Genomic DNA, 12,417 nt, shown 5'->3' with positions numbered 1-12,417 from the left:
GCGGCCACGAGAGGGGTCTCCTCTCCGCCCACAGCGGCCTCCAGAACACCGATGGGGAACGCGGCCTGTCGGAAAGAGACTCTAGCCGGAGTCGGGCCCCTAACGGGACCCGGAAACCGCCTCGCGGCAAGGCATGTGTAGCCTCCGTGCAGGGTGTCGCCGTCTTCCGCGGAGGGCCGGAACAGCGGTTCGCGCCCTTATCCGGACCTCGTGGGCGAGTCCTGGGCGGACAGCGCGGCCTCGACATCGGGGTGGATCGCGAACAGCCGGTGCAGGCCAGTGATCATCAGTAGCCGCAGCTGGGCGGGCCGCACCCCGGCGAGCGCGATCTCGCCGCCGTCGGCGGAGATCTGGTTGTGCGCGGCGACCAGCGCCCCGAGCCCGGCCGCGTCGCAGAACGGAACGGCGGTGAAGTCGGCCACCAGGCGGCGCGGCCCCGCGCCGGGCAGCCGCCCGTGCATCTCGACGAGCCGGTCGCGCAGCGGCCCGGCGGTGCGCAGGTCGATCTCCCCGGCCACCGCGACGACGGCCGTGCGGGCCCCGACCCTGGTGGTCTCGATGCGCAGCCCGTCGCCGGCGTGCGCGCAGGAGACGTCGGGGGCGGCCCCCGAAAAGGCGTCCGGGACGGCGGAGGCCCGGACCGCACCGGCCCGGCACCGCACCTCCGGGGGGCGTCGGCCCGTCCTTCCGGCCCGCCTGCTCTCCTCGGTCATCACGCTCGCCCCCACTCTGTGCGGCCTCGTCGCCGCCCTGGTCAACCCACTGATCAACACGTTAGGCGCGGTACCGCGACGGCGTGATCCCCCGCCGGTCGCGGTTCCCGCTCCTCCCCGCGGACGAGCCCCGCGCGGCGGCAGGCCCCCCTGCCCCGCGTCCACGTGGAGACCATCTTCCCAGCTCACCCGTCACGGGGCGGCGCCAATGGCGACCGCATGCGGCCATTCGATCACGGAATGCAGTGAAAACACCGGGACCGCGCCGCGCCTCACGTACGGCTCGGGCGCTCTCCCTGGGAGCCGCGCTGCGCCCGGGCCGACGCATAGAGGCATACGGCGGCGGCCGTCGCCAGGTTCAGGCTCTCGGCCCGCCCGTAGATGGGCACGCGGACGACCTCGTCCACATGCCGCAGGATCTCCTCGGGCAGCCCCCACGCCTCGTTCCCGAACACCCAGGCGGTGGGGCGCGCGAGCACGCCCTCGTCGATCGCCTCGTCGAGGGTGCGGTCGCCCGCGCCGTCGGCGGCGAGGACGGTCAGTCCCGCGCCCTTCAGCTCCGGGATCAGCGCGTCGAACCGGGGGCCGACGACGACCGGCAGGTGGAACAGGCTGCCCGCGGAGGCGCGGACGCACTTGCCGTTGTAAGGGTCGACGGACGCGTCGGTGAACACGACCGTCTCCGAGCCCGCCGCGTCGGCGGTGCGCAGGACGGTTCCCGCGTTGCCGGGGTCGCGGACGTGCGCCAGCACGGTCACCAGCCGTGGACCGTTCTCCAGGGCCCGGTCCAGCGGGACGTCGACGAACTCGCAGACCGCCAGCAGCCCCTGCGGGGTGACGGTCTGGGCCAGTTCGGCCATGATCTCGCCGCTGACGCGCAGCACCGGCGCGCCGGCGCGCTCGGCGGCGAGCACCAGCTCCGGGTGGCGGGCCTCCGCCTCGGCCGTGGTGAACAGCTCGGCGAGGCCGCCGGGGATCTGCAGCGCCTCCCGCACCGCCTGCGGCCCTTCGGCGAGGAACCGGTTCTCGCGGCGCCGGAAGGCGCGCTTGGCGAGCCGACGAGCGGCCTTCACCCGTGGTGATCGGAGAGAGGTCAGCTCGCGGCCCGCCATGTCGCTGTGATCGCCCGTGTGCCGGTCACCCGGCTCAGGCCGCCTCCGAACCCTCGGCCGGCAGCGCGTCCTTGGCGATCTTCACCAGGGCGGCGAAAGCCGGGGCGTCGTTGACGGCGAGCTCGGCGAGCATGCGCCGGTCGACCTCGACCTCGGCCGCCTTGAGGCCCTGGATGAACCGGTTGTAGGTGATGCCGTTGGCGCGGGCCGCGGCGTTGATCCGCTGGATCCACAGCCGGCGGAACTGGCCCTTGCGGTCCTTGCGGTCCCGGAAGGCGTAGGTCATCGAGTGGAGCTGCTGCTCCTTGGCCTTGCGGTACAGGCGCGAACGCTGCCCGCGGTAGCCGCTCGACCGCTCCAGGACGACCCGACGCTTCTTGGCGGCGTTGACCGCCCGCTTCACGCGTGCCACGTGCTGACTCCTTCGTGGGGGCCGGGGCCGTGCTGGCCTCGGCCGGTCGGCGATGTTCCTGGTCGAGTGCTACTTGCGCAGCAGCTTCTTGATGTTCTTGGCGTCGGCGTCGGCCACCACGGCGGGGCCGGACAGCCGGCGCGTCCGCTTGGTCGGCTTGTGCTCGAGCAGGTGGTTCTTGTTGGCGCGGCGGCGCATCACCTTGCCGGAGCCGGTCAGCTTGAAGCGCTTCTTGGCACCGCTGTGGGTCTTGGTCTTCGGCATGGTCGCCGTCGTCTCCCTCTTTCCGGCCTCCGTGCCCACCGGCACGGAGGCGCGCCTGATCGGCGCACCGCACGGCGATCCGTGGACGCGCCAGGTCAGGCTTCAATGTACGTACGCCGCGAACTTCGCTCAGCCGCGAGATCGCGATGGGGACCGCCGCGAGGCCGGTCCCGGAACGGCCGTCAGACGGTGGTCTCCGACTCCTGCCCGCGGGCCGTCTTCTTCTTGTGCGGACCGAGCACCATGATCATGTTTCGGCCGTCCTGCTTGGGCCGCGACTCGACGAAGCCGAGCTCCTCGACATCGTCGGCGAGCCGCTGCAGCAGCCGGAAACCGAGCTCGGGACGGGACTGCTCACGACCACGGAACATGATCGTGACCTTCACCTTGTCCCCGGCCTTCAGGAACCGCACCACGTGACCCTTCTTGGTCTCGTAGTCGTGCGGGTCGATCTTCGGGCGGAGCTTGATCTCCTTGATGACCGTGTGCGCCTGGTTCTTCCGCGCCTCACGCGCCTTCATCGCGGACTCGTACTTGAACTTGCCGTAGTCCATGAGCTTCGCGACGGGCGGACGCGCGGTGGGCGCCACCTCGACGAGGTCGAGGTCCGACTCACGCGCGAGTTCAAGGGCCTTGGCGATGGGCACGATGCCCACCTGTTCGCCGTTCGGGCCGACGAGCCGGACCTCGGGCACGCGAATGCGGTCGTTGATACGCGGTTCGGCGCTGATGGGACCTCCTAGGGGCCGTTCTCAGGTTCATTGGACCGGTCGTACCCCGAGGCTTCCACGAGAAAAGCCCCGCACGACTCACGCACGGGGCCACCTTCGGTCTCCCGGGACGGACATGCCGCCCGGGAACGACGACGGGACGGGCTGAACGCCCGCTCGCCGGACCGAGACCCACCGGCCTTTCAGCCGGTCAGGTGGGAGGTGGCCTCCGCTTGAGCGCCCGGCACGCGCCACCATCTGGTCGCGCGCACAAGGCCGGTCGACCACCAAGAATACCACCCGGTGGGACCGGGTGCGTCATGCCGGACGATCATTCGCCGCATACCGGACGAGAGCCCGGATGAGGGTACGCCGTCCAATACAACAGGCCGCGACGCGGTGTGATTCCCGGTGCCCTCGTGCCCCCGGAGGAGTGAGATTGTTCTGGCCGGGCGGGCGTCTCGGCGGGCGGGCCGCCGATTGTTACGGTGGAGCCGAGACGGCCCGGTGGGGCCGGCACCAGGGAGGACTCCCGCGATGCCCTCGGTCGACGCCGGCGCCGCCGGCCCGCTCACCGCCGCGCCGCCGGCCCGGCTCCAGTTCGCGCAGAAGGCCTTCATCGTCTCGGGCGGGCGGCTGCTGCTCGTCCGCAAGGCCGCCTCCGACCCGTTCCACCCCGGCTGCTGGGAGGTGCCCGGCGGGCGGCTGGAGGAGGAGGCCGACCTCGATCTCGACGACCACATCCGCCGCGAGGTCTGGGAGGAGGTCGGGCTGAAGATCGACCCGGGACCGCCGTTCCATCTGTGGCAGTGGTTCATGCCCGACCGCGAGAATCCCGGCGGGCAGATCCGGGTGGTCGCGGCGGCGCGCCGCTGCCGGCCCGTGACCCTGGACGCGACCCTGGAGAACCAGGACGTCAGCGACCACCTGGACCGGTGCGCCTGGGCGCCGCTCCGCGAGCTCGGCGGGTACGACCTCATTCCGAGCCTGCGCCCGGTGATGCGGGCCTTCCTGGTCCCCGTCGGCTGACCGGGTGATGGCGCCGTTCCGATCGCCCCTCGAATGGCCGGGCCTCGACGGCGCCGCCGAGCGCCGCTTCTCGCTCTTCGTCATCGGGGACGCGGGGGTCGAGGTGCGCGCGAGCCTGCCGGGCGTCCGCTTCGCCGAACTCGACGCCGACCGGCTCTGCTACGCGCCCGCCCGGGTGCTGACCGCGGGGACGGCGGTCAACCTCGCCCGCTGCGCGGTGGGCTACTTCCGCCGGGTCGGCGTGCTGGCCAAGGTCGGCGACGACGACTACACGGAGGCGATCCGCCGCGAACTGCACCGGATCGGCGCGGCCCACCGCCTGGTCGTCGAGCCCGGCGTCCCGAACGGCGTGTCGGTCATGCTGCGCGCCGGCGCCGCGGACGGCGGCGGGTCCGGCGTCCGGCTGCTGGTCGTCCAGGACGAGCCGCCCGCACGGCGGCTCTCCGCGGCGGACGTGCGCGCGGCGGCGGCCGGGATCGAGGACGCCGACGTGCTCGCCGTCGACGGATACTCACTGCTGGCCCCCGGCTCCCGGGAGGCGCTCCACGAGGCGGTGCGCACGGCCCGCGCGGCGGGCACGCGGGTGGCGTTCGACGTCGTCCCCCACGACATCGACGCGCGGCTCCCGGCGTCCTGCGTGCTGCCGGTCCTGCGGCGGGCGGACCTCGTCGTCTCCGAGGCGCACACCCTCGCGCGCCTGCTCGGGCACCCTCCGCCCGCAGGCGGCCGGGAACCTCGGGATCTGCTGCCGGTCCTCGACCGCGCCGTTCCCGGCGCTCCCCTGTGGCTGCTGCGGTTCGGACCGACCTCCCTCGAACGGGTGCTCGTCCACCAGCGGGGACGGCCGCCGGTGACGTACTCCACCGGCTACGACCCCGGGGCGGCGCGGGCGGGGTACGGGGACCGGCTGACCTCGTGCGAGCTCTACTGGTGGCTGTCGGGAGGCTGACCCGTGCCGGGCGAAGAGGCCGCCGCCCGCATCGCCCGCAGCGTGCGCAGGAAACGCCGCCTGCTGGCGGGCAGCCCGAAGCTCTCCTGCCAGCGCCAGGTCCGGCCCGGGCCGGCCGCCGCCACGGCCCAGCGCAGGAACTGGCTCCGCACGCCGTCGCCCGAGTGGACGGTCGCGACGCCGTCCTCCTCGATCAGCAGATAGGAGCGGCCGGCGCGGTAGCAGTCCCGGAGGGCCGCGTGGTCCGCCGGAACGCCGGGGCGCCCCTCCCGCTCCACGATCGCCCGCACGCCCGTGGTGCCGGGGACGAAATGCCAGTGCGCGTGGTCGATGCACGCGCCGCCGCCCTGGGAGCTCGCCGGTCCGTGCTCGAACAGCAGCAGCCCACCGGACCCGTACGCCTCCAGGTAGAGGCGGGCCACGCGGTCGCGCCACCGCAGGGCGCCCTCCCACATCGGCCGGGGGAAGTCCCCGGCGCACTGGTGATGCTCGCGCGTCACCAGCAGGAGGTGGCCCTCGGCGAGCGGCGCGACGTCCGGGATGAGGAAGAAGTCGCGGTCGCCGGCGATGACGCCCGACTCGCCGGGCAGGCCGACCATGCCGTTGAAGCGGAATCTCAGCGGGGGGCACAGGACGCAGTCGTCGGTCTCGTCCCGGAGGGTCTGTTCGGGCAAGCCACCTCCAGCATCGCGGAACGCGGGAGCGGTCTGCCTCCAGCGTGCCCGGTGCGGCACCCCGGTGCTCGCTGCGGCGGCGGATACAGACGCGGAACCCGCGAGGTACAAACCCTGGCCCGCCGGGAACAACAAGAGCAGAAGGCCAGAACGTGAACCAGACACCTCCGCTCCCGTCCCCGGCGCCCCCCGCGCCCCGCGCAGTCCGCTCCGCCGCCCGGCGGCGACGCGCGGACGTCCCGGTCATCGACATGGCCGTCCTCGACACCCGGCTGAACGAGTCGCTGGACGTCCTGCGCGACACCTACGCCCCCGCGCTCGGCGCCGGCGGGGGCTGGTACCACGAACTCGCACGGCCGGAGCCCGGCACCACCGCCACCGCCCTCGGGCTGATGGCGTTCGCCGAGGCGGGGCGGGCGTTCGAGCACTTCGACGACGGCCTGGAACTCCTCGCCGCCCGGCAGACCCGCTCCGACGACCCGCTGCGCGACGGCGGCTGGGCCACCAAGACCAGCCTCGGCATGCCGGTGGTCGAGGCCACCGGCTGGATCGCGCGCTTCCTCGCCCGCGCCCGCTGCGGCCTGCGCGAGGACGCCCCCGACCTGGACCGCGCCTACCGGTGGCTGCTGCACAACCAGAACCCCGACGGCGGCTGGGGCTCGCTGCACGGCTGCCCGTCCCGGGTGTGGCTGACGTGCCTGGCGCTGCGGGCGCTCAGCCAGCTCAACCCCTACGACCCCGCCGTCGACCGCGGCGTGGAGTGGCTGACGGCCGACCGGACCGCGCACCGCCCCGCCTGGGGCCCGACTCAGGCGTCCCGGCCCACCGTCACGCACACCGCGTTCGCGCTGGTGACGCTGGCCGAGGCGCGTCCCGACCTGAGGACCGAGCGGCTGCTGGACGCCTACGACTGGCTGCTGAAGCACCTCGACCCCGACGACGACCACACGTGGATCGAGACCTACGGCGTCTCGCCGCCCACCGCGGCGGAACGCGGCACCGGACCGCAGCCGGTGTGGCGGCTCGCGCTGTGGCACTACGGCCTGCCGATCGCGCTCACCGCGCTGCTGCGGGACCCGCGCGGACCGCACGGGCCGACGGTCGCCCGCGCGTTCCGGACGCTGGTGCGCGGGGAGGTCGCCGACCCGCGCTGGAACGGCTACCCGGGCAGCGGCCGCACGTCGCTGTGGACGCTGTGGTGGAGGCTGGAGACGCTGGTCGCGCTCTCCCGGACCCCCCTCTCCCGGAACGCCGACATCCTGCACTGGCTGCCGGACGCGATGGTCGTGCAGCGCGCCCACGCCCGGGAACGCCCGCTGGCCCATCTGCTCCCGCACCGCCGCCTCGTCGACCCGGTCGGGCTGGCCCAGCGGCACTGGGCGGCGTTCCTGCTGAGCCTGGTGTGCGCGGGCAGCGCGCTCGGCGTCGCCGCGGGCGTGTGGGGCTGGAAGGACTTCTGGCTCAGCGTCATCCTGCCGATCGTCCTCACCAGCATCGACGAATCGGTCAAGCGGCGCCGCGCCCAGCGCGCCCCGCCCTGAGGCGGATCAGGCGCGGCGGGCGAGCTCCGCCTCGCCCGCGGCGCGCATCGCCTCCACCGGCACGTCGTCGCGGCCCGTCATCATGGCCACCTGCCGGACGGCCTGGTGCAGGAGCATCGCGAAGCCGCCGACGACCGTGCCGCCCGCGCGCTCGACGGCCGCCGCGAGCGCCGTCGGCCACGGCGCGTACACGACGTCGAACACGGCCGCGCCGGACTCGGCGACCGGCGCGGCGAACGCGTCGGCGGCCCGCCCGGGCAGCGTCGACACCACGAGCTCCGCCGAGAGGTGCGCCGGCGCCTCGTCGAGCTTCACGACCCGGACCGCGAGCCCGAACCGCTCCCCCACCTCGGCCGCCGCGGCGGCGCGCTCCGGCGTGCGGACCGCCAGGACGGCCTCGCGCGTGCCGAGCCCGGCGAGCGCCGCCAGCGCGGACGCGGCCGTCGCGCCGCCGCCCAGCACCAGCGCCGTGGACGGACCCTTCAGCCCCGCCTCGGCGAGCGCCTTCTCGATGCCGTACACGTCGGTGTTATCGCCGTGCCGCCGCCCGTCCCGGAGGACGATCGTGTTGGCGCCCCCGACCTTCACCGCGAGGTCCGAGACCGTGTCCACGAGGCCGAGCGCGACGCGCTTGAGCGGCATGGTCAGCGACAGGCCCGCCCACTCGGGGCCGAGCCCGTCCAGCACCGCGGCCAGGCCGTCCTCGCCGCACTCGACCGCGTCGTAGGACCAGCCGTCCAGCCCCATCGCCGCGTACGCCGCCCGGTGCAGCACCGGCGACAGCGAATGGGCGATCGGCGACCCGAGCACCGCCGCGCGGCGGCCCGTCCCGCCGGTCACTGGCCCGGGTGCGCCTTCTGCCATGCCCGGAACTCCTTCTCGATCGCCAGCCGCTCCTGCTCCGTCGTGGCGAACTTGGTGACCTTGTTCGTCGGGTCGGTGGCGATGAAGTACAGCCACGTCCCGTCCTCCGGGGCCAGCGCCGCCTCGATCGCGTCCGGGCCCGGGTTGGAGATCGGGCCGGGCGGCAGACCCGGGTGCAGGTAGGTGTTGTAGGGCGAGTCGGTCTGCAGGTCCTTCTCGGTGACGGTGAGCCGCCGCTCGTTCAGCGCGTACAGCACCGTCGTGTCGAACTGCAGCTTCATGCCCTTCTCCACCCGGTTGTAGATGACCCGGGAGATCTTCGGCAGGTCGCTCGGCTTGCCGCCCTCGGCCTGGACCAGGCTGGCGAGCGTCATGACCGTCGCCGGGTTCATGTGCGCCTTGCGCGCTTCGGCGACGAGGTCGACGCTGGCGGCCTCCTTGTTGAAGCGCCCCACCATCTCCTTGAGGATCTGCTCCGCCGTGCCGTTCGGATCCAGGTCGTAGCGGCCCGGGTACAGGTACCCCTCGACCTTGCCCCGCGCGTAGGCGGGCAGCCCGAGGTTCTTCGGCCGCTTCGCCACCGCCTGGAACTCCTTGACGGAGATGCCGGTCTTCTTCGCCAGCAGCTCGAAGACCTCGACGGCCCGGCGGCCCTCGGGGATCACGACCTGGTTCCCGGCCCGCGACTTCGGGTCGAGCAGCAGCGCCACCGCCGCGGCCGACGACATCTGCAGCCGCATCTGGTAGAAGCCCGGCTGGATGCTGGAGGCGCGGGCCTCCTTGTTGTAGGTCTTCACGAACGCCGCGGAGCTCTTGACGACCTTGTGCTGCTCCAGCGTCGTCCCGATCACCGACCCGGTCGCGCCGTCCTTGATCTGGACGGTGACCTTGCCGGTGCCCGCGCCGTCGTAGTCCGGCGGATGCCACTTGTTGTCGAGCCACGCGTACCCGAGGACGCCGCCTGTGCCGAACACGGCCACGAGGAACGCCATCGCGAACAGCGCGGCGGCGCGCCCGCTGCGCTTGCGGCGCTTCTGGCGCTTGCGCCGCCGCCGCTGGTCCCGCCTGCCGCGGGGCGCCGCGGGCGGTGGCCCGGCGCCGGTCGGGGTGGAGGAGGGGTGCGATTGGGTCATGAGCTCCCCTGGACGATCTCGCCCGGGGGGCGTCCGGTCAACCGCTCGGCGTCGAGGGCCGCCTGGAGCAGGACCGCCGCGGCCGCCTGGTCGACGACCTTGCGCCGCGCCTGGCCGTGCACGCCGCCGGCCCGCAGGCCGTTCTCGGCGGTGACGGTGGTGAGCCGCTCGTCGTGCAACCGCACGGTCTCCGGGGGGAGGCGGTCGGCGAGCCTGGCCGCGAACCTGCGCGCCGACTGCGCCGCCGGGCCCTCCCGGCCCGACAGCGACGTCGGCAGCCCGACGACGACCTCGATCGCCTCGTGCTCGGCGACCAGGTCGGCGAGCCGGTCGACGTCACCCTTGCCGCTCTTCACGGTCTCCAGGGGGGACGCGAGGATGCCGCCGGGATCGCACCGGGCGACCCCGACCCGAACGCTCCCCACATCCACCCCGAGCCGCACGCCCTGCCTCATCGCCTCGCCTCCGCTCGGCGGCTCGGAGCGCAACCCGGGCTCACGCGGCCCCTACCGCCCGCTCGACGGCGGCGAGGGCGTCGCCGATCGCGGCGGGGTTGGCGCCGCCCCCCTGGGCCAGGTCGTCCTTGCCGCCGCCGCCCCCGCCGAGCGCCTTGGCGGCCAGGCCGACGAGAGCGCCCGCCTTCAGGCCGCGGTCACGCGCGCCCTGGGTGACGGCGACGACCACGACGGGACGGTCCTTCGGCGTCCCGGCGACCATCACGACCGCGGGACGCGAGGTCAGGCGGCCGCGGATGTCGACGGCCAGCTTGCGCAGGTCGTCGGCGCCGGTGCCGTCGGGGGCGCGGTGCCCCACGAACGCGGTGCCGGCCACGTCCTTGGCGCCCTCGGCGAGGGACTCCGCGATCGCGAGGACCTGCTGGGAGCGGAGCTTCTCCAGCTCCTTCTCGGCGTCCCGCAGACGGGCGACCACGCCGGAGACGCGCTCGGGCAGCTCCTCCTTGCGGGTCTTCATCTGCTCGGCGAGCTGCGCCACGAGGACGCTCTCGCGGGCCAGGAAGCGGAAGGCGTCGATGCCGACGAGCGCCTCGACGCGCCGGACGCCGGCGCCGATGGACGACTCGCCCAGCACCTTGACCAGGCCGAGCTGCCCGCTGCGGGCGACGTGGGTGCCGCCGCACAGCTCGCGGGAGTAGTCGCCGACCTCGACGACCCGCACCTCGTCGCCGTACTTCTCGCCGAACAGCGCGAGCGCGCCCATCGCGCGGGCCTCGTCGATCGAGGTGTGGAAGGCGCGCACGTCCAGGTCGCCGACCAGGACCTCGTTCACCTCGTCCTCGACGTCGCGCAGCACGCTCGCGGGGACCGCGCCGGACGCGGTGAAGTCGAACCGGAACCGGCCGGGCGAGTTCTCCGACCCGGCCTGCGCGGCGGACTCGCCGAGCGCGCGGCGGAACCCGGCGTGCACCATGTGGGTCGCGGTGTGCGAGCGGGAGATCGCCCGGCGCCGCTCCACGTCGACCTCGGCGTAGGCGGTGTCGCCGGCCCGCGCCTCGCCGCTGCGGACCCGTCCGCGGTGCACGATCAGCCCGGCGAGGGGCGCCTGCACGTCGGTCACCTCGACCACGGCGCCGTTGCCGAACCTGATCAGGCCGTGGTCGGCGAGCTGGCCGCCGCCCTCGGCGTAGAACGGGGTGCGGTCGAGGACGACCTCGACCTCGGTGCCCTCCCCGGCGGCGGGCGCGTTGGCGCCGTTCACCAGCAGTCCCACGAGGCGGGCGTCGCCGGCCAGGCTGCCGTAGCCGGTGAAGTCGACTCTGCCGCCCGCGCCGGTGAGCAGCTCGTCCAGGACGGAGACGTCGAGGTTGCCGGTCTTCTTGTCGCGGGCGTCCTTCTTCGCGCGGTCCCGCTGCTCCTTCATGAGCCGGCGGAAGCCCTCCTCGTCCACCTGGAGGCCCTGCTCGGACGCCATCTCCAGGGTGAGGTCGATCGGGAAGCCGTAGGTGTCGTGCAGCTTGAACGCCTGCTCGCCCGCCAGGGTCGCGCCGCCGGTGCGCTTGGTGTCGTCGACGGCGGTGTCGAAGATCGCGGTGCCGGTGCGCAGCGTCTGGAGGAAGGACTCCTCCTCCGCGTCGATGACGGTGTGGATGTTCGCGGCGGTGCGCACGAGCTCCGGGTACTGCTCGCCCATCGCCTGGATCGAGACGGCCGTCAGCTCGTGCATGAGCCCGGCGTCCTGCCCGCCGAGCAGGCGCAGGTTGCGGATGGAGCGGCGCAGGATGCGGCGCAGCACGTAGCCGCGGCCCTCGTTGCCGGGGCGGATGCCGTCGGCGACCATCATCGTGCCGCTGCGGACGTGGTCGGCGACGACGCGCAGCGACACGTCCGCGCGGTGGTCGCGGCCGTAGGTGGTGCCGGTCAGCCCGGCGGCGCGGTCGAGGACCCGCCAGAGGGTGTCGGTCTCGTAGATGTTGTCGACGCCCTGCAGGATCGCCGCCATGCGCTCCAGGCCCATGCCGGTGTCGATGTTCTTCGCCGGCAGGTCGCCGAGGATCGGGAAGTCGGTCTTGCTCTCCCCGGGGCCCCGCTCGAACTGCATGAAGACGAGGTTCCAGACCTCCAGGTAGCGGTCCTCGTCGGCGATCGGGCCGCCCTCGCGGCCGTACTCGGGGCCGCGGTCGTAGTAGATCTCCGAGCAGGGGCCGCACGGGCCGGGCACGCCCATCGACCAGAAGTTGTCCTCCATGCCGCGCCGCTGGATGCGGTCGAGGGGGACGCCGACCTTCTCGTGCCAGATGCCGTGGGCCTCGTCGTCGTCCTTGAAGACGGTGACCCAGAGCTTCTCCTCGGGGAAACCGAAGCCGCCGTCTTCCCGCGACCGGGTCAGCAGCTCCCAGGCGAAGGGGATCGCCTGCTCCTTGAAGTAGTCGCCGATGGAGAAGTTGCCCAGCATCTGGAAGAAGGTGGCGTGCCGGGTGGTCTTCCCGACCCTGATGACGGCGCCGTCCGCCGGGGTGATGACGCTGGTCGAGGCCGCCTACGCGGGCAGGGCGGCGAGT

12 protein-coding genes and 1 pseudogene are annotated in these 12,417 nt (G+C 73.6%); 3 read left to right on the top strand and 10 right to left on the bottom strand.

What is annotated here, in order from left to right; genetic code table 11:
• Positions 1-197: 197 nt before the first annotated feature.
• From AB0C69_RS26140 to infC, 5 genes are all read right to left on the bottom strand, one after another.
• Positions 198-713, bottom strand: a complete 516-nt coding sequence (locus AB0C69_RS26140) for an STAS domain-containing protein (RefSeq protein ID WP_360357797.1) — start codon at positions 711-713, stop codon at positions 198-200.
• A 272-nt stretch (positions 714-985) separates the two neighbouring features.
• Positions 986-1,825 carry an RNA methyltransferase gene (locus tag AB0C69_RS26135; RefSeq protein ID WP_360357796.1) on the bottom strand — a complete coding sequence of 280 codons (840 nt, stop codon included), beginning with the start codon at positions 1,823-1,825 and terminating at the stop codon, positions 986-988.
• A 34-nt stretch (positions 1,826-1,859) separates the two neighbouring features.
• Positions 1,860-2,237 carry a 50S ribosomal protein L20 gene (rplT, locus tag AB0C69_RS26130; RefSeq protein ID WP_173393368.1) on the bottom strand — a complete coding sequence of 126 codons (378 nt, stop codon included), beginning with the start codon at positions 2,235-2,237 and terminating at the stop codon, positions 1,860-1,862.
• A gap of 69 nt (positions 2,238-2,306) precedes the next feature.
• Complete coding sequence (gene rpmI / locus AB0C69_RS26125) at positions 2,307-2,501, bottom strand: 50S ribosomal protein L35 (protein ID WP_067468638.1); 195 nt, start codon at positions 2,499-2,501, stop codon at positions 2,307-2,309.
• A gap of 182 nt (positions 2,502-2,683) precedes the next feature.
• A complete protein-coding gene (gene infC, locus AB0C69_RS26120) occupies positions 2,684-3,214 on the bottom strand; it encodes a translation initiation factor IF-3 (protein ID WP_258943360.1) in 531 nt (176 codons plus the stop codon).
• Between the two features lie 534 nt (positions 3,215-3,748).
• Here infC and AB0C69_RS26115 point away from each other — a divergent pair.
• Together AB0C69_RS26115 and AB0C69_RS26110 are read left to right on the top strand one after the other, a co-directional pair.
• Positions 3,749-4,240 carry an NUDIX hydrolase gene (locus AB0C69_RS26115; RefSeq protein WP_360357793.1) on the top strand — a complete coding sequence of 164 codons (492 nt, stop codon included), beginning with the start codon at positions 3,749-3,751 and terminating at the stop codon, positions 4,238-4,240.
• Between the two features lie 7 nt (positions 4,241-4,247).
• Complete coding sequence (locus AB0C69_RS26110; protein WP_360357791.1) at positions 4,248-5,189, top strand: PfkB family carbohydrate kinase; 942 nt, start codon at positions 4,248-4,250, stop codon at positions 5,187-5,189.
• Here the strand turns inward: AB0C69_RS26110 and AB0C69_RS26105 are convergent.
• Complete coding sequence (locus tag AB0C69_RS26105; protein WP_360357789.1) at positions 5,165-5,863, bottom strand: hypothetical protein; 699 nt, start codon at positions 5,861-5,863, stop codon at positions 5,165-5,167. The genes AB0C69_RS26110 and AB0C69_RS26105 overlap by 25 nt on opposite strands.
• A 152-nt stretch (positions 5,864-6,015) precedes the next feature.
• On the opposite strand from AB0C69_RS26105, the gene AB0C69_RS26100 reads away from it, so the two are divergent.
• Positions 6,016-7,404, top strand: coding sequence for a prenyltransferase/squalene oxidase repeat-containing protein (locus tag AB0C69_RS26100; RefSeq protein ID WP_360357787.1), 1,389 nt, complete (start codon positions 6,016-6,018; stop codon positions 7,402-7,404).
• Positions 7,405-7,410: 6 nt separating this feature from the next.
• On the opposite strand, the gene AB0C69_RS26095 is transcribed toward AB0C69_RS26100, so the two are convergent.
• The 4 genes and pseudogenes from AB0C69_RS26095 to alaS all read right to left on the bottom strand — a co-directional run.
• Positions 7,411-8,268: a shikimate dehydrogenase gene (locus tag AB0C69_RS26095; protein WP_360357786.1), complete on the bottom strand. Its 858-nt coding sequence runs from the start codon at positions 8,266-8,268 to the stop codon at positions 7,411-7,413.
• Positions 8,241-9,401, bottom strand: coding sequence for an endolytic transglycosylase MltG (mltG, locus tag AB0C69_RS26090; RefSeq protein WP_360357784.1), 1,161 nt, complete (start codon positions 9,399-9,401; stop codon positions 8,241-8,243). The genes AB0C69_RS26095 and mltG overlap by 28 nt, the downstream gene beginning before the upstream one ends.
• Positions 9,398-9,856 (bottom strand): Holliday junction resolvase RuvX, encoded by a 459-nt coding sequence (gene ruvX / locus AB0C69_RS26085; protein ID WP_360357783.1) that lies wholly within the window; start codon positions 9,854-9,856, stop codon positions 9,398-9,400. Before ruvX ends, mltG begins: the two co-directional genes overlap by 4 nt.
• A 40-nt stretch (positions 9,857-9,896) precedes the next feature.
• Positions 9,897-12,347, bottom strand: a pseudogene (gene alaS, locus AB0C69_RS26080) (alanine--tRNA ligase); the annotation flags it as partial.
• Between the last annotated feature and the right edge of the window lie 70 nt (positions 12,348-12,417).

This window comes from Actinomadura sp. NPDC048032 (genome assembly GCF_040653175.1).
Classification (GTDB): domain Bacteria; phylum Actinomycetota; class Actinomycetes; order Streptosporangiales; family Streptosporangiaceae; genus Spirillospora; species Spirillospora verrucosospora.
This window is presented reverse-complemented; position numbering and strand designations above follow the sequence as displayed.

What these genes read in the sequence shown, in the direction of transcription:
- AB0C69_RS26095 (WP_360357786.1), bottom strand. Translation starts at nt 8,268, where the DNA reads ATGGCAGAAGGCGCACCCGGGCCAGTGACCGGCGGGACGGGCCGCCGC.
- mltG (WP_360357784.1), bottom strand. Translation starts at nt 9,401, where the DNA reads ATGACCCAATCGCACCCCTCCTCCACCCCGACCGGCGCCGGGCCACCG.
- AB0C69_RS26110 (WP_360357791.1), top strand. Translation starts at nt 4,248, where the DNA reads ATGGCGCCGTTCCGATCGCCCCTCGAATGGCCGGGCCTCGACGGCGCC.
- ruvX (WP_360357783.1), bottom strand. Translation starts at nt 9,856, where the DNA reads ATGAGGCAGGGCGTGCGGCTCGGGGTGGATGTGGGGAGCGTTCGGGTC.
- AB0C69_RS26140 (WP_360357797.1), bottom strand. Translation starts at nt 713, where the DNA reads ATGACCGAGGAGAGCAGGCGGGCCGGAAGGACGGGCCGACGCCCCCCG.
- AB0C69_RS26115 (WP_360357793.1), top strand. Translation starts at nt 3,749, where the DNA reads ATGCCCTCGGTCGACGCCGGCGCCGCCGGCCCGCTCACCGCCGCGCCG.
- rpmI (WP_067468638.1), bottom strand. Translation starts at nt 2,501, where the DNA reads ATGCCGAAGACCAAGACCCACAGCGGTGCCAAGAAGCGCTTCAAGCTG.
- AB0C69_RS26135 (WP_360357796.1), bottom strand. Translation starts at nt 1,825, where the DNA reads ATGGCGGGCCGCGAGCTGACCTCTCTCCGATCACCACGGGTGAAGGCC.